13 protein-coding genes are annotated in these 20,464 nt (G+C 46.5%); all 13 read left to right on the top strand.

Translation table 11 applies throughout. The features are described 5' to 3' along the window. Positions 1 to 262 precede the first annotated feature (262 nt). The 13 genes from ACWB0I_RS16970 (at position 263) to ACWB0I_RS16910 (ending at position 20,059) form a co-directional block, all read left to right on the top strand. Positions 263 to 1,207 carry a DUF6263 family protein gene (locus ACWB0I_RS16970; RefSeq protein WP_479389277.1) on the top strand — a complete coding sequence of 315 codons (945 nt, stop codon included), beginning with the start codon at positions 263 to 265 and terminating at the stop codon, positions 1,205 to 1,207. Positions 1,208 to 1,487: 280 nt separating this feature from the next. Next, entirely contained in the window at positions 1,488 to 3,464 is a 1,977-nt protein-coding gene (locus ACWB0I_RS16965; RefSeq protein WP_479389276.1) for an ABC-F family ATP-binding cassette domain-containing protein, read from the top strand. 551 nt (positions 3,465 to 4,015) lie between these two features. Beyond that, complete coding sequence (locus tag ACWB0I_RS16960) at positions 4,016 to 5,485, top strand: lipopolysaccharide biosynthesis protein (RefSeq protein WP_479389275.1); 1,470 nt, start codon at positions 4,016 to 4,018, stop codon at positions 5,483 to 5,485. Beyond that, positions 5,482 to 6,708: an NAD(P)/FAD-dependent oxidoreductase gene (locus tag ACWB0I_RS16955; protein WP_479389274.1), complete on the top strand. Its 1,227-nt coding sequence runs from the start codon at positions 5,482 to 5,484 to the stop codon at positions 6,706 to 6,708. Before ACWB0I_RS16960 ends, ACWB0I_RS16955 begins: the two co-directional genes overlap by 4 nt. A 22-nt stretch (positions 6,709 to 6,730) precedes the next feature. Further along, positions 6,731 to 8,728: an FG-GAP-like repeat-containing protein gene (locus ACWB0I_RS16950; protein ID WP_479389273.1), complete on the top strand. Its 1,998-nt coding sequence runs from the start codon at positions 6,731 to 6,733 to the stop codon at positions 8,726 to 8,728. A 54-nt stretch (positions 8,729 to 8,782) separates the two neighbouring features. Continuing rightward, positions 8,783 to 11,098 (top strand): FG-GAP-like repeat-containing protein, encoded by a 2,316-nt coding sequence (locus ACWB0I_RS16945; RefSeq protein WP_479389272.1) that lies wholly within the window; start codon positions 8,783 to 8,785, stop codon positions 11,096 to 11,098. A gap of 8 nt (positions 11,099 to 11,106) precedes the next feature. Continuing rightward, positions 11,107 to 12,312: an NAD(P)/FAD-dependent oxidoreductase gene (locus ACWB0I_RS16940; RefSeq protein WP_479389271.1), complete on the top strand. Its 1,206-nt coding sequence runs from the start codon at positions 11,107 to 11,109 to the stop codon at positions 12,310 to 12,312. Between the two features lie 11 nt (positions 12,313 to 12,323). Beyond that, positions 12,324 to 13,409: a radical SAM protein gene (locus ACWB0I_RS16935; RefSeq protein ID WP_479389270.1), complete on the top strand. Its 1,086-nt coding sequence runs from the start codon at positions 12,324 to 12,326 to the stop codon at positions 13,407 to 13,409. A gap of 129 nt (positions 13,410 to 13,538) precedes the next feature. After that, positions 13,539 to 14,756, top strand: a complete 1,218-nt coding sequence (locus tag ACWB0I_RS16930) for a PorV/PorQ family protein (RefSeq protein WP_479389269.1) — start codon at positions 13,539 to 13,541, stop codon at positions 14,754 to 14,756. Next, positions 14,753 to 17,620 carry an Ig-like domain-containing protein gene (locus tag ACWB0I_RS16925; protein WP_479389268.1) on the top strand — a complete coding sequence of 956 codons (2,868 nt, stop codon included), beginning with the start codon at positions 14,753 to 14,755 and terminating at the stop codon, positions 17,618 to 17,620. The genes ACWB0I_RS16930 and ACWB0I_RS16925 overlap by 4 nt, the downstream gene beginning before the upstream one ends. Before the next feature lie 263 nt (positions 17,621 to 17,883). Next, positions 17,884 to 18,630, top strand: a complete 747-nt coding sequence (locus tag ACWB0I_RS16920) for a helix-turn-helix domain-containing protein (RefSeq protein WP_479389267.1) — start codon at positions 17,884 to 17,886, stop codon at positions 18,628 to 18,630. A 29-nt stretch (positions 18,631 to 18,659) separates the two neighbouring features. Next, positions 18,660 to 19,538: an XrtA system polysaccharide deacetylase gene (locus ACWB0I_RS16915; protein WP_479389266.1), complete on the top strand. Its 879-nt coding sequence runs from the start codon at positions 18,660 to 18,662 to the stop codon at positions 19,536 to 19,538. 44 nt (positions 19,539 to 19,582) lie between these two features. After that, positions 19,583 to 20,059, top strand: coding sequence for a sigma-54-dependent transcriptional regulator (locus tag ACWB0I_RS16910; RefSeq protein ID WP_479389265.1), 477 nt, complete (start codon positions 19,583 to 19,585; stop codon positions 20,057 to 20,059). Positions 20,060 to 20,464 lie beyond the last annotated feature (405 nt).

The following is a 20,464-nucleotide window of genomic DNA, read 5'->3' as shown; positions in this document are numbered from 1 at the left end:
AGGGAGGGCCTGTGCCGACTGTCATTTCGATCCCGCTTCAGCGGGGGAGAAATCCCTTCCACTGGGACACACGTAAGCGCAACGTAACTCGAGCTTCAGCTCGAGACTTTACATCTGAGAACGATTCCTCCGTTCAGCCCCCATGCAGGCGGGACAGCGGTCGAAATTTAGATGCGGGAAGGAAGGCCCGTGCCGAACATATTATTTCATCCTAAGACGTTAAATCTTTTAAAAGAAGTATTTAAAGCGTAAAGGAAGCGCCATGAAATTATCGTTTTACGTAATGGCTATTGCCCTGCTGCTACTGGCCTGTCAAAAAGAAAAAGGAGTGCGCCTGGAATTCGATCCTCCTGCCGGCGCCAGGTTCGAAATGATCCAGATTTACAAAGAGGTCATTACCCATCCAGTAATTGCGGGTGATCGAAAATTGGAAACCACGGCCAACACCGCTTATCAATTTGTAGTCAAAGAAAAGCAGGAATTTACCACCTTACTCGATGTCTATTTTAAAAGTATCAAAATGCGGGTGGTTACGCCTCTGGGAACCTTTCGCTACAATTCTACTAAACCGGAGCAGAGGCCTTCATCGTTCCACTATTTTTATGATAAACTGCTTGATCAAAAATTCCAGCTGCTGATTAAACGCAATGGCAAAGTGTTAACCGTCCGTGGTCTCGATGCCTGGATGTCGGCTATGCTCGATTCATTGGGTATCCGCGATCTGAAAGTACGCAAGGAGATTGTCAACTCTTTTAACCAGATTTATGCCGAAACCATGCTCAGACAATCGTTTGATCGCGTATTTCATGTTTTCCCGCCTCAGCCTTTACAGGTCAAGGAGAGCTGGGAAACAAAGGAAACGGAAGAAACGGCCTTTTTCCCCTTGCATAAAAGCACCAAATGGACGCTTACTCAATACACGGACAAAAAGGCAGTGATTGAGGGTTACACCACCATCACCTCGGACGATTCGTCCACGGTAGCCAATGCCTTCAATGTAAAGAGTAAGTACCATGCCTGGGGTATTGAAACCTCTAATTTTGAGATTAATCCCCACACGGGCTGGATTCTTTCTGCCAAACGCTTGTTGTTTGTCAGGTCAAAAACCAGAGTCAGTAAGGTCGGAAAGAAAAAGGGCCCCGAAATGGAAATTCCCATTAAAATTCAGAGACAGATTCGCTTCTTACCCGTGGAAAAGGTCTATTAGCGCACCGTGTGTTCAAGGTTTTGGGAATGCCCTTCGTTTGTCGGCCTGGTTGCGGTTTCTTTAAGCCAGCGGCCCTGTTCTAAAAACCGATGCCGGTCTGCTTGTTGATTGTTTTTTGAATTTTACTGTTCCCGATTGGCCGATCCGCAACCTTTGTATTTTGTGTTTCACTACCTTAAATAAAGTGGGCACTGAAGTAAACGCAAGTGGCACACCGTTTAAATTAGATTTCTAACAGGAATTTCTGTAAATTCATGCCCTGATTTATGGAGTACATAACATGTTGCAGATTAAAAATTTATCTTACGAAATAGGCGAGCGTAGATTATTAAACAACATCGAGTTGATGGTGCGTCCCGGGCAGCGCATCGGGCTGATTGGTCCCAACGGCGCGGGCAAAACGACGCTTTTGAGAATATTAGCCGGGCAACTTAAACCTCTAAAAGGCAGCATTTTGATGCCTCGCGGCTACAAAATCGGTTACCTGCCCCAGGAACCTGTCGCTTTTGCCGAGGGCACGCTTTTGGGAGCCGTTTTAAAGGGGCACGAGGAAATCCTTGACATCGAAATACAAATTCAGGACATCCAGCGCAAGCTGAGTCAAAGTGCAGAGCAACACGAGCCTCTGCTTAAAAAATTGGGCGCTTTGCAAGACCGCTTCAGTATTTTAGACGGTTATGAACTGGAATCGGAAGCAAAGAAGATATTGATGGGGCTTGGCTTTTCCGAAGAAGATTTTTTTCGCCCGCTCACCAGCTTTAGCGGCGGATGGCGCATGCGCGCCTATCTGGCTCAGATTTTGCTTCTTAAGCCCGATCTCTTGTTGTTGGACGAGCCCACCAACCATCTCGACTTGCCTTCATTGGAATGGATCGAAAGTTTTTTACGCAGTTTTACCGGCAGCATGATTTTTGTTTCCCACGATCGCTTTTTCCTTGACCGCCTGGCCCAGGTTATAGCCGAGCTGAATCAGGGGCGATTGACGCTGTTCCATGGCAACTACCACTTTTATGAACAGGAAAAGGTTAAACAACGGGAACAACTCGTTAAGCAATGGGAGGAACAGCAGAGCGAAATTCTGAGAATTCAGCGATTCGTCGATCGCTTTCGCTACAAGGCGAGCAAGGCCGCTCAGGTACAGAGTCGCATTAAACGGCTTGAAAAACTGGAACGCATCGAATTGCCTCCGGACGAAACGTTCATTCGCTTTAAAATTCGGGCGGCCGTACAAAGTTACAAACATGTTCTGGACATCCGTAATCTCTATTTCCGCTACAATGACCGCCAGCCCTGGATTTTTCAGGGTATTGATCTCTCTTTGTACCGCGGTCAGAAAGTTGCTCTGGTGGGCTTAAATGGCGCAGGCAAAACGACCTTAACCCGTTTAATTACAGGGCAGTTAAAACCCGTTAAAGGCACCATCCGTCTGGGGGAACGCGTCAAAGTGAGCTATTACGCCCAGCATCAGGTCGATGCTCTGAATTTGCAAAGTACGGTTCTGGAGGCCGTTCAATCCAGCGCTGCGTCGGGATTCAGCGGTAAAGAACGCGATATTTTAGGTACCTTCGGTCTAAGCGGAGCGGACGTGGAGAAGCCTATTAATGTGCTCTCCGGCGGAGAAAAGGCCCGTGTTTCACTGGCCAGGATTTTACTCTCGCCGGCCAACTTTTTGATCATGGACGAGCCCACCAATCATTTAGATTTAAAATCAAAAGAAGCCCTGGAATTTGCCTTAAAGGACTACGACGGTACCCTGCTGATCATTTCGCACGATCGTTATTTTCTGGACAAATTGGTACAAAAAGTGCTGGAAATTAAAAACGGTCAATTGTTGGAGTACGAAGGGAATTACAGCGATTATTTACAATTCCGAGAGGCCAGGCAGGCAGAAACACAGGGCAATGCTCCGCTCAACACCTCCAATGCGCCAACAAAAACAAACCGTTCAAAAAAGAGCAAAGAACAAAAACGACAGGAAGCGCAAGCCCGCCAAAAAATTAGCCGACAACGCAAACAATTAACCGAGCAAATCAGTCAGTTGGAGGAAAAAATAGAGCTGGCTGAAAAGCAAAAAGGCGAGCTGGAAAGGTTACTGGCAGATCCGCTTACCTACCAGAACCAGGCGCAGGCCGTCCGGTTACAAAAAGAGTACAAGCAGATATTGCAGAATCTGGAACGCTGGGAAGAGCAGTGGGAGAGCGCCCAACTGAGTCTGGAAAATCTGTTAAGCCAGCTGTCCAGCGTAGAACGCGATTAACAACAATTCATGGGTCTGAAATCTGCCACCGGACGCCAAATGATTCGCTTTCTCCGGCAGGCTGATTTTCTAATTAATTGGGCAATTGCGTCGATGCCTTAAAAAGAATGGAACGTTCTTGAAGAGCGCTGGCGTCTGTCGTTCCCGTGCCTGGCCGTCGGATTAAACATTATTGGGATTCCATACATTGCCGGCCTTTGTGGGTGGACATGTAAAGAAGGGGGCAAAGGCGGAATCTACACTGTCTGTTCAGGCGTCTGTAAAATAGCGAGGATTGAGACTGAAACAGAAGATATGGCTTTTCCTGCTTCCTCAGAGCGAGCCATTTTTGCCGTACTAAAAACAACCATAGGGTAATTTTACAGTAGTTTACAAGCGACTTCAGTGGAAAAGAGGAGTTGCCTGATGTCCCGCAGATTGTTGTAAAAAATGAGAAAATTAAGGGGCCGTGCAGTCGATCTGCTGAGCTCAGGCGAACCATGGGACGGATTTACGGTTTGCAGCAAAAAAGAAGCATGAAAGTTCAATGAAAAACAAGGAAGGATCCTTTATTGCCGACGCAAAAGCCACAAGAGCGTACGTTACAACAGAAGTCTTTGCGCGGGGTTAAATGGCAAATCAGCACGGAAGTTGTGGCCCGGGCCTTCAGGCTGCTGACCATGTTTGTGCTGGCCCACATTCTGCTGCCGGCAGATTTTGGTTTGATCGGCATGGCGCTCATTTTTACGCAACTGGCCTTTGTCCTGTTCGATATGGGATTGAGCGTGCCGCTTATTCAGAAAAAAAATCTGCAGGCCATTCACTATCAAACCACCTTTAGCGTATTGCTCGTCTTATCGGTTACCTTTTATGGCCTGGTGTTTGTCTTAGCGCCCCTGGCGGCCCGGTTTTTTAAGAATGAAGCCCTGATTCCCATTTTGCGCTGGTTGAGTACCGTCTTCTTCTTTTATGCCCTTCGGGGCATTGCCACTGTTCGGTTGCAAAAACAACTGCGTTTCCGCGCGCTTGGCGTTCTGCAGCTAACGGCTGCTTTGGTGTACACTGTGCTGGCCATCTGGATGGCCAAAAGGGGAGGCGGGGTCTGGAGTTTTGTGGTGGCCATCATCGGCCAGGAGTTTGTGTTGACCCTGACATCGCTATTGGTGCTCAATGAGTGGTACTGGCCAAAATTTTCCAGACAGGCGCTGGCCGAACTTTCCGGTTTTGGGGGGACCGTGTTTTTGACGCGCATTACCAACTATTTGAATGTCAATCTTCCCAATATGGTCATTGGACGCTGGTTAGGAGAAAGCGCGCTGGGCTTTTACTCCGTGGGCTATCAATTGGTGGACTTTCCGGTGCAGCGCATTTCCAAAAACATTTTGCGCGTCATGTTCCCGGCCTTTTCCAAAGTCCAGGACGACTCGGAAGCCTTTAAAAGTCTGTACAAAGATACGCTGCGCGGCCTGTTGCTGGCCATCATTCCTGTTTTTAGCGGCATGGTGCTGGTGGCGCCTGAGTTTGTGCAGATTTTTTATGGCGCCCACTGGAGTCCATTGATTTCCATATTGCAGGTATTGGCCGTAGTGGGCGTGACCCGTTCCATCTGGACCTTGACCAGTGTTGTCTTTTTAGCCGGGGGGCGGCCGGTGACGGAATTGCTGGTCAATTTGGCCTATTTTGTTGCCCTTTCGTTTGTACTTGTTTTAACACTGTCTCAGGGCTTGTTTGCGATGGTCTGGGGTGTGGCCGTGGTCCTTTTTTGCCTGATGCTGGTGTTTCTGATGTTTAGCTTACGAGTTATCGGGCTCTCATTACGGCAATGGTTACAAAGTGCGCGCACTCCCTTTTTGGGCAGTTTTTTAATGGCTTTTGCGCTGCTGATCTTGCGCTTTTTTGTCATTACGCCTCTAACGCCCATAGTTCGTTTGGGCCTGATGGTCGTTTTAGGTGCAGTGGCCTACCTGACCGGCATCATCTGGCTGGAGCCCGGCTTAAAATCGTATTTTAAAAAATTTTTAAAGAGAGAAACGGGGCCATGAAAGACCTGAGCTTTACTGCGCTTGTCTTTGGAGCCGGGCCTGCGGGAAGCGCTTCAGCCATTCGACTCAGTCAGTTGGGCGTTGACTGCGTATTGATCGATCATAAAGCCTTTCCCAGAGACAAGGTGTGTGGCGATGGAATTTCGCACAAAGTTCTACCCTTGCTGCAAACCCTGCAAATCGATTATGAGCCGATTCTTAACAGTGGGTATGTGATCAGGCAGATGATTATTTACGGCCCACAAGGGCAGCCGTTAAAAACACCGGTGGCCAGGCCTGGACTTCAAAATGGCTTTTGTTGCCAGCGCTTCCATTTTGACCATTTTCTGTTTAAAAAGGCGGCCAGCCTCAGTTCAGCAGTCTTTTGCCCGGCTCGTTTACTGCAATTCAAAAGAACATCGGAGGGGTTTGAAGTTTTCTTCAGCTATCAGGAAAAGAAGCTGCGCATTCAGACGCAGGTGATTATTGTTGCCGATGGCGCCCATTCATTAATGGCCCGACTTCTGGGCTTTGAGCAGCGGAAGTCGCGATGGATGGTGGGACTGCGGCAATACTTTAAAGGCCGTTTTTCACCAGTTGCACACATCATCTATGATCCGTCCCTATTACCAGGCTATTCCTGGATCTTCCCTGTTTCCAGGAAGCAAGCCAATGTGGGATTGATGTACTATGGCTCCCATCATTCCCTGAAGAATCTTTTCAGAAATCGGCTTCAACATAATTCGGTTTTGCATCGATTATTAAAAGGGAGCATTCCTGTGAGCCCAATCAGGCAGGGCCTTTTACCGGCTGGTAATTTTAAGGGGGCAAGGATTACCGATGGCGCTATTTTAGTCGGCGATGCGGCCGAGTTTGTCAATCCCTTAACCGGCGGCGGAATTTACAATGCGCTTTTAAGCGGAATTAAGGCGGCCGAGGTGGTTGCCGGCGCGATTGCCAGGAATGATTTTTCACAGCAAGCTCTGAGCGCCTATGAATCATGGTGGAAAACGGAGTTACAGCCCAATTTTTTGGTGGCCGCTCAAATGGTAAAATGGTTGTCGCGCTTAAATCGAGCCAATCTGCTCTTTTCTCTAACGCAAAAAAATCGATTTTTGTACAGATTGGTTCTAATGGTCTACAGCCAGATAATGCCTGAAAAGCTGAAAAAAATGAGCCGATTAATCGATGTCTTTTGGAAAACAAGAGCAAGAAGTGACTGGCATCATGGTTTTAGTGTGTAAAATTAAGATATTAGCAGAAAAGATGTTGGATAAGGTAAGTGGTATGAAAAAGCAACTGGTATTCATTTTACTCATTCCTGTGGTCATGTTTGCCCAGGGTGATCCGATCGCCTGGCAAAAGAATGTGGTGCTGGATTCGCTGATCGGTCTGAAAAAGGTAGCGGTGGCCAATATCGATCGCGATGAAGGCCGGAATCTGGATATTGCTTTTACCACCAACCCGGAAAACAGTGGTCAGGAAGATCCTTTTAAGCTAAATGTAGGCTGGTTAAAAAATACCGGTAATCAGGTTTTTGAATATCATGCAGTGGATTATCTGCTGGCTGGCGCGCGCGGACTGGCCATAGGCGATTTGAATGGGGACGGCTGGCCGGAAATCGTAGCTGGTTCGCGATCGGACAGCAGCGCCTTGATGATCTACAAAAATGATTCCACCCCTGACGTAGGGCTCTGGGCCAGAAGGTCCATCGGCGGCGCGGCGCCCAACCATTACGCTATTTTAATCAAGGACCTGGATGCCGATGGCCTGCCCGATATTATCGATGGCTTTGGGGATGATGCCAATTTTGGTCAGGCCGATCGCGGCGCCGTCTCAGACTCCATCCGCTTCCTGAAAAACCATTCAAATGGGGCTCAATTTTCATTTGACAGCAAACTGGTGGCTCAGGCCTCTTCCCCTTCGGCCATCACCGTGGCTGATTTTGATGGGGACGGACGGTTGGATGTTGCCGGATTAAGCTGGATCGATTATGCCTCGTTAACCCCACAGAGCGGTGAAAACCTGAAATGGTGGGCGCAGCAAGCGGACACCAGTTTCGTAGAAATTCAGGAAATTATGGACAGCTACGGCGGAAATGATGTAAAAGCCGGCGATATGGACGGAGATGGCGATTTGGATCTGGTTGTCGCCGGCTACAAAACCGGCACTCTCGATTTGTGGCTCAATGATGGCAGCGGACTGTTCGGTGGGCGTACGATCCTGGATGACAACCTGAGCTACCCGCGGCACGTTGCTGTAAGAGATGTGGATAGCGATGGCGATCCGGATGTGGCCCTGACCGTTGACCAGGAGAACAAAATCATCTGGTACGAAAATCAGGGTGGAAATACATTTAAAAAACACACGGTGGACAGCACATTCACCTATGCTTACTATGTGCTAATTCAGGATATGGACGGGGATGGCGACGCCGATTTGCTGGCTACTGCGCAGGATGCCGGAGAATTGGCCTGGTGGGAAAATAATCTGGCCGAAGCCCAGAGCGCGGCTGCAGGCGATCCGGATACCTTGCACTTTAATCAAAACCAGTTACTGATCAAATATCAGGCGCCCTTTGGGGGCGGAGTAACTACGGCGCACTTTAACCATGGAGCGAATCCGGATTCTCTTAGCCTGGCAGCAGGTATTGAAAAGGTGGCCTCAGCCGGAATTTACACCATCGTCTGTCAGAATTCTCCCTATCAGGCCAATGCCGTCTTTAAATACGACAGTCTGCCGGAGTGGAACAGCTTACTGAATGCGGATCAAAGTCGATTGCGGATTAGCTACTGGAATGACTCGACCAGGGCCTGGCAACTATTTGGCGATGGCGGTCAGGTTGTGGATACGGTTAGAAAAGAAATTACAGTGCTCGACATTCATTCTGAATTTCATAAATATTCCTGTTTTACGCTCGCGCTGGCCAGCGGGCCAAGTAAACTGGCTCAAAGAACCAGACCAGGGCTTGCATCCGAAATCAATGCGCTAGCCTTTCCCAATCCGTTTAACAGTCAGGTGTCGATTAAATTTGATGTGCCTAAGAATGAGCAATGGCGCGGGCAACAGGTTGTGGTTACGGTGTTTAATGCAATGGGCCAAAAAGTAAAAACCATTTTTAACGGGCGTCTCTGGCCTGGTTCCTATCGCATTATCTGGGACGGTAGCAATGCCGGGCAAACCATAATCAGTTCCGGCTGGTATTTTTACCAGATACAAATTGGGCAACGGCGGGCAACCGGAAAAATTTTGTTAATCCGTTAAGGTCTGCGGGCCTAAAAGGCTCTACAAATTTTGATTCGAGGGAGATCGTTTTATATGAAAAACAGTTACATTTTTGGAGGACTAATCGTTTTCCTGCTGTTCGTTGGCGGCATACAGGCTCAGAGCGTGGGCTTTTCAACGCGCGTTGTAATCGATGATAATCTGGAAAAAGCCAAGAAAAATCAGGTAGCCGATATTGACCTGGATGGGGACATGGACATTGTTTGCACCGCCAATCCGGAAGGCAACTCTGGCGCAGAAGATGTCAATGCCCTAAATGTGGTGCTGTACCTGAACGATGGTTCAAATACTTTTTCAGCAAAGACCATCTCTGCTAAATTTCGAACGGCGCGGGCTCTGGCCGTGGGCGATTTAAACGGCGACGGCTATCCGGATGTGGCCGTAGGCAATGCAAATGCAGACAGCACCCTGGTCTGGTTTAAAAATCCGGTTTCGAGCTATGCCAATCCCTGGCGTAAATACCCCATTGGCAGCGCCGCTCCGTTTAATTACATTGTACACATTCTGGATTTTGATGGGGATTCCGATCTGGATATTGTGGATGGTATGGGCGATGCGGCCGCCGGAGGATCGGTTGCCGGGGATTACATCCGCTGGTTTGAAAACGATGGCAATGCTTCGCCCTCTTTTACGGAGCATCAAATCATTAATTACGCTTCGCCGGCCGGAATTGCCGTGGCCGATTTTGACGGGGATAGCGACCAGGATATTGCCGGAATGGCCTGGACCGACTATTTTAGCGGTACGGCCCAGACGGATGAGGATGTCCGCTGGTGGGCACAGACTTCCTTAACCAGCTTCAGCCAGCAGGAGATTATTAAAACCGCTTACGCCGGGAATGATGCCCAGGCTGCCGATGTGGATGGCGATGGCGATGAAGATCTGGTGGGCGCTGGCTACAAAGTCCAGACCATCGACTGGTGGGCCAATGACGGCAGCGGCGCCTTTGGCAGCAGTCTGCACACCATTCGCACGGCCTTTAACCATTCGCGCAATGTGCAGGTCATCGATCTGGATGGAGACGACGACCTCGATCTGGTTGCCTGCGCCGATAACGACAATCTGGTTTCCTGGTTTGAGAATGACGGATTCCAGAATTTTACAGAACACACCATCGACAATGCTTTTACCTACGCCTATTTTGTGACGCCAGCCGATCTGGATGGAGATGGAGACATCGATGTAGTCGGTACGGCGCAGGATGCCGTTGAAAGCGGGAATACTATTCAGGGACAGCTGGCCTGGTGGACCAACAATCAGGCTGAAGAACAAACCATTGCCAGCGGCGATCCGGCTCCGGCCAGTTTTTACAGCGGGAAAGTGGTGATTGATTTTCAAAGCGGATTTACCGGAGGCCTGACTTCGGTGTTCTACAACCATGGTCAGAACCAGAATCAAAGCGCCCTGGGCAGCGGTTTGCATCATATTGCACAAAAGGGCTTTTACACCATTCGTACTCTGGCTTCGACCTATGACGGTTCCATCGATTTTTATTATGATGGCATTTCGGAGTGGGCCGCCATTAACAACGAAGCCGATTTGCGAATCGCCTACTGGGATTCCAATCAGGAACTCTGGATTCTGGCCGGCACCACGCAGTCCGTGGACGCCTTGAATAATAAAATCACGGTGAGCGGCATTGCCGGACAGCTACACAATTTTGCCCGATTTACCCTGGGCTCTGTTTCCAGCGACAACTCTTTGCCTGTGGAACTCATTGCTTTTGACCATCAAAAAGAGGCCGAAGGCATTCTGTTGCACTGGCAAACCGCCAGCGAAATAGACAATCTAGGTTTTGAAATCTTGCGATCGGAAAATGCCGATACGACGTTGACCTTAATCGCCTCGTACCAGACGGATGAACAATTGCAGGGCCTCGGCTATTCCAGTGTGGGGAGGGAATACCGCTTTCTGGATCAGACCGTCATTGCCGGCAATTCCTACTATTACCGGCTGGTGCAGGTCGATTTTAGCGGCCAACGCACGGAAGTTGGCAGGCTGTCCGCTGATTTTGTCCCCAAAGGCGTGACGCGCGTGGTAAATGGGCAGGTGCCAGGCACCATGCAATTACTGGCTAATTATCCCAACCCGTTCAATCAAAGCACGATCATTGTCTTTGAATTAGGAAGTGCTGCAGTGCAGAGCGCTCAGAATGTAAAAGTAGCGATTTATGACATCCGGGGGAAGCTGGTTCGTACTTTATTCTCCGGCGCTTTGAATGCCGGTCAGTACCGTATGTATTGGAATGGTAAAAATGCTCAAGGCCAGAGCGTACCTTCCGGAAAGTATGTTTGTGTGCTGAGTAGCAATGGAATGAACCGGTCAAGAATTTTGACCTTAATTCGATAAAAGGATTTATGACAGGGAAAAATGCGCAAAAATATGATGTTATTGTGTGTGGTGCGGGCATTGCCGGATCGGTAGCCGCCCGTCTTCTGGCACAAAAGGATATTTCGGTTCTCTTGCTGGAAAAAGATGAATATTCCGGTAAAACCAATGCCTGCGGCGGCCTCTTTGACCGGCCTTATTTCGATCGTCATGTGGACGATCAGCAGGTGCTCGAACAGAGCATCAAAAAAAATATTTTTCATCTCCCCTGGGGTGAAGTCGTTTTCGATTGTGATCAGGTTACCGTAAAACGTCGGATTTTCGATCGTCACCTGGCCGAGAAGGCCAGGGAAGCCGGGGCGGTTCTCTTAAATCGCCAGAAGGTCATTGATTATCAACTGCAGCAGAGCGGTCAGGTGCGGGTTAAGATTAAGGATATTGCCAAAGATGAAGTCTGGCAGGCCTATGGCCGGATCATCGTTTTTGCCGATGGGCCCCATTCCGTGGCTTTTAAAAATCCTCGTTTCAAAAAACAGGTCAAGAAACAGTACTGGGCCTATGCCTATGCTTATGAACTTTCAGACGTTCCGGTAGCCGATGATGAGGTGCATATCTATTTTTCGCCGGACCTTTACCCCTGGGGGTACGGTTGGATTTTCCCCAATAAAAAAGAGAGCAATGTGGGCGCAGGTACCATTCTTCCGGAAATTAAAAATCCGCCTTTAAAAGACAAGCTTTACTATTTTTTGAACGCTTTTACGCCTACAAAAGCCTTGCTTAACCATAGGCCGGTGGTGGATAAAAAAGGCGGCTACATTCCCATGTGGCTCATGGATGATATTTCGGATGACTCGCAGCTCTTATTGGGAGATGCAGCAGGGATGGTAAGTCCCTTGTTTGGCGCAGGTATCGATTATGCCATTGAGGCTGCGGAAGCCTGTGTTCCGGTTATTGAAGAGGCCTTACAAACAGGGGATTATTCGGCTACCAGATTACGCAAGTACGATCGTAAAATCCATCAGAGTTTTGGAAGACAATTAAAAAAACAGATGCTGTTAGCGCGAGTCATTATTTTTAGTAAACAATTTGGAAAGCTATGGCCGGTGAAAATTTTATCGGTTATTGCTTTTGGTAGCCAGTACAATCGCTGGAATAAAATAAAAATTCTGGCCTACCCTTTTTTGGGCAAGCCACAGACGATGCACAATAAAAACGATTCAATTGATCACAAATAAGCGGGGGCGCCTTGTTTAAGAAAAAAATACAACTTTTGTCAAAACTACCGGTTTACAAAGCTTTTTACAAACTGGCTATGGGGCCTGCTCCTATGCCGGCAAATTTTACGCTTAGTTTGCTCTATTCCTGTAATTCGCGTTGTGCCACCTGCAATGTCTATCTGAAGAAAGTCGACAATTTAACGCCTGATGAATACGATAAAATATTTGCAACGGTTGGGCAGGCGCCCTTCTGGTTTACGCTGAGTGGCGGTGAACCCTTCTTACGCAAAGATATTGTGGAAGTGGCCAAAACCATTTACCGTCGTTCCAAACCGGCCATCATTAACATTCCGACCAATGGCAGTCTGTACCGCATTATTCCCGAGCGTGTGGAGGGCATTTTACAGGCCTGCCCGGAGAGTGAGGTCATCATCAATTTATCGTTAGACGATATTGGAACGCGGCACGATAAAATTCGGGGCTATCCGGGCAATTGGGAACGAGCCATGAAAACATACCGCGAACTCAAACGCTTAAAAACCTATCCCAACCTTACCCTGGGCATCCATACCGTTATTTCTGTTTTCAATGTGCAACGCTTCCCGGAAATTTATCGGGAATTGATTCGGTTAAATCCCGATTCGTACATTACGGAAATTGCCGAAGAACGGGTGGAATTGGGCACCATAGGCGAAAAGATAACACCGGAGCTGGATGAATATGCGACGGCCATCGATTTTTTAATTGAAGAGATGAAAAACCATCGTCTGCAAGGACTGGCCGATGTGGCTCGTTCGTTTCGAATAGAATATTATCAATTGGTCAAACAATTCTTGCAGACGAATGAGCAGGTGATTCCCTGTTACGCGGGTGTTATTTCCTGCCAGATTTCTCCGGATGGCGACGTATGGCCCTGCTGTATTCGTGGCGATTCCATGGGCAATTTGCGGGAAAACGATTACGATTTTCGACGCGTCTGGAATAGTCCGCAGGCTAAAAAAATAAGACAGAGCATTAAGAACAGAGAATGCGCCTGTCCTCTGGCTAACGCCAGTTACACCAACCTGTTGGTACATGGACGTTCATTGTTGAAGATTGCATCGCGATTGGTGTAAAAAAATTATACAAGCAACATATTTTATCAGCAAGGCTTGATTAAAAAGCCCGTACTGAAAAGGATTTCAATACTGGCACGAATATTGAATAGTTAAATGGAAAAGTAGCTGAGTGAAGGAATGTCAAAATTGAAATCCATATTCAGAGTTTTAGTATTATTGCTGCTATTTATTTCAGTAGGCTTGAGCGATGATTACAGCGGCCTGGCCAGCAATTTGTTTTTGCGGGCGCAGCTCAGTCCCAGAGCTTCTGCCTTGTCCGGCGCCTATTCAGCCATTGGTAATGATGTGCAGGCTATTTACTACAATCCTTCCGGTTTTGTGCAATTAAAAAAACACCAGCTCAGTTTGACTCATGTGCAATGGTTCGAAGATATCCGCATGCAAAATATAAGCCTGGCGTTTAAGCTCGATCCCAAATTTGCCGTGGCCCTGGGTTTTTCCTACATGGGCATGCCTGAAATTCAGGGCAAAGACCGCTTCGGCCAGGAAACGGAAAAACTTTCGGTAAACAGCTCCATCATTCAACTGGACATGGCCTACAAAATTTATCCTTCCTTTTTTGTGGGAATGGGCGTTAAGTATTTTCGGGATAATCTGGCAGGATTTGTAGGCTCTGGTCTGGCTGTGGATTTTGGTTTTCTGATGGAAACCATGATCTCTCATTTAACCATTGGCGGAGCAATCCAGAATTTGGGCAACAAAATAAGATATGATCAGCAAGATGAACCGATTCCCTTAACCTATCGTCTCGGATTGGGCTATGCCATCCCTGCGGCTCACCTTAAGCTTGCCATAGATGGCATTCGCTCGGTAGATCAAAACTGGCGCCTGGCTACGGGCCTTGAATTTTCCTTTAAAAAGTTTGCTTTTTTACGAATGGGAAACCGCTGGCTGGGGCAGAATTCTGCTTTTCAGCCCTCGTTTGGCGCCGGTTTTAATCCTACCGCCAATTTATCAATCGATTACACATTCTACAATCATCAGCAGTTGGGCTTTACGCATCGGGTGGGAGTCAGTTTTAGTTTTGGTAAAAATAGATTTTCTCTAACCCGTACCAATCCTACAACCGAATTCATCCTGCGTCCTCCGGAACGCGTTTATGCCTATGTTCAGGGGGAGACCATTAAGGTGGAATGGTCAGATGTGCCGGGGGCTCAGTATCAGGTGTATGTCCGAAAAAGTAATGATAAAAATTGGGTTAAGGCTACCCCGCGCCTGCAGTGGTCGCACGAATTGTTGATCAAAAAACCTCACCAAAAGACAATCATTGACATTGCGGTTTCCAGCACCATTAATGGCAAAGAGAGTTCTTTATCACGAATCGTAACGGTGGAAATTAAATGATGATAATGAGATTTAAAATGAAAATAAATGGCTTTACGCTAATCATGTTATTGGGGCTAATAAGCAGCCTGCTGGCCCAAACCAATCATTTTCAATTAATCTGGGATAACAATACAGAAGACGACATGTACATGTACCGCATTTTTCGCGGAAACTCAGAAAATGATCTTTCCCAGGTGGATAGTGTCTATTTCCCCGATTCCACCTACAATGATTTCACCATTCAGAAAGGCACCCTCTATTTTTATGCCATTAAAGCGGTGGATTTCGCTTTAAATGCCAGTGAGATGTCCGATAAGGTTTCGGCTGCCGTGCCGCTAATCCATTCCTTACCTCAGCAGATTATCTGTCCGCCGGACACCACAATTCAGTTTTTACTGGATAACTATGTGACCGATCCCGATAATGCCGTTTCACAAATTCAGTGGCAGGCGAACGGCTACAACCAGTTGCAAGTAACAATGGACAACAATTTACGCTCTCTGACGGTTACCACCCCTTCTAACTGGTCGGGACAGGACCGGGTCGATTTGCAGGCCACGGATCAGGATGGATTTTTTGACCGATTTTCCATCTATTTTGTCTCCAAAGCGGGAAGCGCCCCTCCGGAATGGACAACCATTCCCCAGCAGACCACGCCCGAAGATACCCCTTTAAAAATTAATCTTTTAGAGTTTGTCAACGATCCCGACACCTCGCCGGATCAGTTAACCTTTACTCTGAGCCGGGGTGAACACCTTTCTTTAAATATAAAAGACACCCTGTTAACAATAATTCCAGAAAAAGACTGGTTTGGGCAATCCACCGTCGCGCTAAAGGTTGAAGACGACAAAGGGTTGTCAGACAGTACACAATTTGAAGTCATTGTCGAAGCCGTGAATGATCCTCCGACCCTGAGCAGTTTGCCCGATTTTCGATTAACTCAGGATACCACCGTAACCGTTCAGCTCAATGATTACGTGTACGATGTGGATGATGACCGGACCACTTTAACCTGGGAATTTACCAATTATCCACACTTAGAGCTAACCTACGACAATGAGCAGCAAACGTTGACCATTACCACCCCTTCATCCTGGTCTGGTTTTGAGTACGTTCAGGCCAGGGTGATTGATCCCCACCAGGCTTTTGCCATAGATACCCTTATTGTTCAGGTGCTAAGTGTTGTAAAAGCGCCGGTGATTTCTGCATTGCCTGAAATACGTGTCAACGAAGACGAGAGCTATGCATTAAATTTAAATGATTATGTCAACGATCCGGATACCCCGATTCAAAATCTTTTCTGGGAAGCCTACGATTACCAGAATGTGCTGGTTAGCATCGATTACGCGCAAAAGCAAATGACCATTAGCGGTAAGCAGGATTGGTTTGGTGAGGAGTCGTTCTGGCTGAAAGTATCCGATCCGGATCGTCAATTGGATAGCGTGCGCGTGCAGGTTACGGTTTTGCCGGTCAATGATGCGCCATATTTTAAAGCCTTTCCAGCCGTGAACCTCTCTGTTCAGAACCCCCGTTCCATTCCTTTTAAAAATTTTATTGGGGATGTGGATAACAGCGTGGATGAGTTGTACCTACGTTATTTAGATACAGACTCGATACAGGTCGTAGTTCATGAGAATGATGTGCAATTTACAGCCGCAGAGGAGTGGTACGGGCACACAGAAGTGACGTTAATTGTGCAGGATCCGGCCGGCGCATCAGATAGTACGCAAGTGGTGGTTTTTAGACAAAACATGGCTCATGCACCGCGGATTGTGGGCCTGGATACATTGCACATTGAGGAAGATCGATGGAGAACCATTTTCCTGCAAAATAAAGTAGAAGATCCGGATAATGATCAGAGCCAAATTCGCTGGCAGATATTACCCGGTCAAAATGTAACAGTTGATTTAAATCAGGACAGTAAAGAAGCTACACTGCGCCCGCTGGAAAATTGGTGGGGCGAGGAAGAGCTGGTTTTTAAAGCCACAGATCCGGATGGTTATTTTGATTATGATACCTTAAAAGTCTATGTGCAAGCGGTTAATGATCCTCCGGAACTGCGTCCCATTCCCGATCAGACCATGCTGGCCGGAACCTATTATGTTCTGGATTTAAAAGAGTTCCTTTATGATGCGGATGGATATCAGGACCTGGCAAAAATAGAATTACTGAATGATCCCCTCAGTTATATTGGCTACTATTTAACAGATCAGGGCTTTAGGGCCACCTTTTTTGCCCCGCAGGGATTTCATGGTAATGAAACCTTTATGTTACGTGTTACGGATCAGGCGGGCGCGCAGGCTATTTCTATTTTTGTGGTCAAAGTATTGGCCAGTTCTGTTCAGGCCGGAATTTCCGTAAATCCTTTTGGGAGCGGAACCACCATTTATCTTAACTGGCACTCACGCATGCCAACCAGAGATCATGTGGAATACAGCCTGGACTACAGTTTTGCCCAGAGCACGGAGGAAGAGGACGTCTTTAAACAGGAACACAGTTTTAAACTGACCGATTTAGCTCCCGATCAAACCTACCACTTTCGGATTATCTCGGTGGATGAGAATGGTAATGTGATTGTAAATCCAGATTCTGTGTTTAGAACTGGGAAAGCCATTACCGGAGTAAACGTTTTTCCTGTTCCTTTCCGGAAAAACGACCCCAGTTCCGGAGATGGCATCTATTTTACCAATCTGGGCGATAAAAGTACTATCATGATCTTCAATGTATTGGGTGATCTGGTACTGCAAAAAGAATTAAAAGAGCCTGTTTTTCGCTGGGACCTCAGGAATCAGGCTGGTAAAGAGGTACATAGCGGTATTTACATCTACCATGTCAAAACTGCCGAAGATACTTACCGTGGGAAATTGATTATTATCAGATAAAATAGAAAGCCGATTGGTTTAAACAAAATTTTTTCCTGCCCCCATAAAGTATTATTGCAAATAAAAATGATTCTTTAAAGTTGCCTAAGTCACAATATGTAAATAATCGCTTCTTTATAATTATTGTGCGCTTTGTGCTGCCAATAGGTAAGGGCAGGTGGGAGTTATGATTACTTCTCGCAGGTGGGCTACAAAATTCATTGGTAAGTAAATTGGAAACATGTACCAAATTTCCAATAAATTAAATAGAATGGGCCGTTTTTATGTACCGTGTGTTATTAGAAATTGACGAAATTAGTTTGCAGGAAGAATGCAAATCGGTATTGTCGGATTTTGGAGAGATCCATCTTGATGATGAATTTCGTTTTCTAGAAAAAGAGCAGAACATGGTTCTTGATGCTCTGTTTTTGATTACCAATCATCTTAATTCCAGAATGATAAAAAACCTGGCTGAAATCCGCCGCGTATTTCCCAGATTTCCCGTAATTTTTTACAACCATTCGTTAATGTTGGACGAGCAGGTTAAAGAACTGCCCCAGCGAAATTTTTATTTAATTGTCGGTGATGAAAGAAAGTGGCATTTAAAACAGCTGGCACGACGCATCTTAAATACACACTGGCGTCGTTTACCTTATAAGGAATTGGGGATTGATTTTGATGATTTATCAGAAAGGATGAAGAAGGTCATCCACTACATTGAGACAGAAGATTTCCAGAATTGTGATATATTCCATATTGCAGAATATTTAGACATCACCCCCAGCTATTTTAGTCAGATTTTTAAACAGGAAACTGGACAATCCTTCCGTTATTTTATGCAACGCGTTTTGAACTATTATGAAAATTTGTTATTTTTGGATTGGGGGCTGGAAATAAAAAATGTCTCCAGAATGTTAGGGTATAGTGAGCTGTCCAGTTATAGCCGATCGTTTAAAAAAAGAAAGGGACAATCTCCGCGCAATTTTGTTAAATTTCAAATGCGTTATGGAATGAAAACAAATCAAATTTAATCAATCTGACTGAAGAGAATATTCTTACCATGAAAAATATTTTGACGGTTGATGTCGAAGAGTGGTTTCATCCCGAAGCCCTGCAACATCAGTTTCCTTCGGATGCCTGGGATAAACAGCCATCCCGTGTGGAACCATTGATCGATTTGTTATTGGACCTTTTTGCTCAACACCAGGCAAGGGCCACCTTTTTTGTATTGGGCTGGGTGGCCGCTAAGAATCCGCAACTGGTCAAAAAAATAGTCGATGCAGGCCATGAGGTGGCTTCGCATAGCTTAAACCACCGCATGGTTACCAGAATGAGTCCTGATGAGTTCAAAGAAGATTTAAACGCCTCAATCCGCATCATTGAAGATGCCGGAGGCAGAGGTGTGCGCGGCTTTAGAGCGCCCACCTTTTCGATTGTGGAAAAAAATTTGTGGGCCCTTGATGTGCTTGCTCAGAGTGGTCTGGAATATGACTCCTCTATTTATCCAATCTGGCACGATCGGTACGGCATTCCCCATGCCCCACGCTATCCTTACCGGATTGAAACAGGTGCGGGCAATAAAATTGTTGAATTTCCCATGCCTACGCTTAAAATCCTGAATAAGAATATTCCCTTTGGAGGAGGCGGTTATTTACGTTTGCTGCCACTTTGGTTTACAATATTGGGTATTAAAAAATTTAATCAAGAAGGGCAGGCTGCCATCATTTACATGCATCCCTGGGAGTTTGATGCACAACAACCCCGTGTGCCCCTGGGGAAGATGCAAGCCTTTCGCCACTATGGCAGAATTAAACAAAACCTGAATAAGCTGACCGTTCTGTTAAAAAAATTCGAATGGATGGCCATGGAAGACTTTCTGGCCCAGTTAGAAAAAAAATCCACCTTGCCGGTAAAAAAATTAAACATTCAGAGCAAATGAACCGATAACTGAAAAGAACATCAAAATGAACGGGGTTAAATTTTATGAGTGAAACAAGACACATTCTGGTTGTAGATGATGAAGAAGAAGTGAGAGATACACTGTACAGTGTATTAAAGAGCCTGGATTATATTCCACATGTTGCAGCCAGCGGCAAAGAGGCCCTGGAAATCATCAAAAAAGAACCCATTGATGTGGTACTCTCTGACCTGTACATGCCGGAGATGGATGGCATTGAATTGTTGAAACGTGTGAAAGCTATGAACAGCAAAGTCGTTTTTCTGATGATTACGGCGCATCCAACCATCGAAACCGCGGTCGATGCCATCAAAAAAGGCGCGTACGATTATTTAACCAAACCGTTTCATATTGAAGAGGTTCGACTCAAAATAAATCGAGCCCTGGAACGAAAAGGTATGGCCAGTTCGTTGCGCACTGCTAATGGGATCATCTGGGCTTTAATTATTTCTATTCCTCTCTGGTTGATTTTGGGCATAATTCTGGCCAAACTTTTAAAATAGGAGCTGGGCTCTTTACGACTTTCCTGAAAATTCGGTTTCATTACAACTGGATCCACTTTATCCTTTCTTTGCTCAATCCCGCGTATTTTTAATTTTTGCCTGCATTACACATCAAAGCATTGGTCGATGTCAGGTGACATTCGATGTAAGGACGCACCTGATTGTTAATAGCTGACAGGTTTTAGATGCTTTTGTAGCCTTTTCAATGATGTTGGCAATGACTGGCTATTGTTGGAAAAGGTAGGGCATGGTTTGGTTGTTTAGAGGTTTAGAAAACTTCCTTCAAAACATCTAATCCCGCCACAGCGGGATGCGAAAATTTTTGTGCTGTGTGAAGAAGCAAATCTGTTGAATTGTTGAATTGTTTAATTGTTGAATGGTTTGATGTCCCGTCCCAGAGAATCG

This window comes from Caldithrix sp., assembly GCF_056497305.1.
This window is presented reverse-complemented; position numbering and strand designations above follow the sequence as displayed.

Coding starts and splice junctions, on each gene's coding strand:
- ACWB0I_RS16970 (WP_479389277.1), top strand. CDS start 263: ATGAAATTATCGTTTTACGTAATGGCTATTGCCCTGCTGCTACTGGCC.
- ACWB0I_RS16965 (WP_479389276.1), top strand. CDS start 1,488: ATGTTGCAGATTAAAAATTTATCTTACGAAATAGGCGAGCGTAGATTA.
- ACWB0I_RS16940 (WP_479389271.1), top strand. CDS start 11,107: ATGACAGGGAAAAATGCGCAAAAATATGATGTTATTGTGTGTGGTGCG.
- ACWB0I_RS16920 (WP_479389267.1), top strand. CDS start 17,884: ATGTACCGTGTGTTATTAGAAATTGACGAAATTAGTTTGCAGGAAGAA.
- ACWB0I_RS16910 (WP_479389265.1), top strand. CDS start 19,583: ATGAGTGAAACAAGACACATTCTGGTTGTAGATGATGAAGAAGAAGTG.
- ACWB0I_RS16945 (WP_479389272.1), top strand. CDS start 8,783: ATGAAAAACAGTTACATTTTTGGAGGACTAATCGTTTTCCTGCTGTTC.
- ACWB0I_RS16950 (WP_479389273.1), top strand. CDS start 6,731: ATGTTGGATAAGGTAAGTGGTATGAAAAAGCAACTGGTATTCATTTTA.
- ACWB0I_RS16955 (WP_479389274.1), top strand. CDS start 5,482: ATGAAAGACCTGAGCTTTACTGCGCTTGTCTTTGGAGCCGGGCCTGCG.
- ACWB0I_RS16925 (WP_479389268.1), top strand. CDS start 14,753: ATGATGATAATGAGATTTAAAATGAAAATAAATGGCTTTACGCTAATC.
- ACWB0I_RS16915 (WP_479389266.1), top strand. CDS start 18,660: ATGAAAAATATTTTGACGGTTGATGTCGAAGAGTGGTTTCATCCCGAA.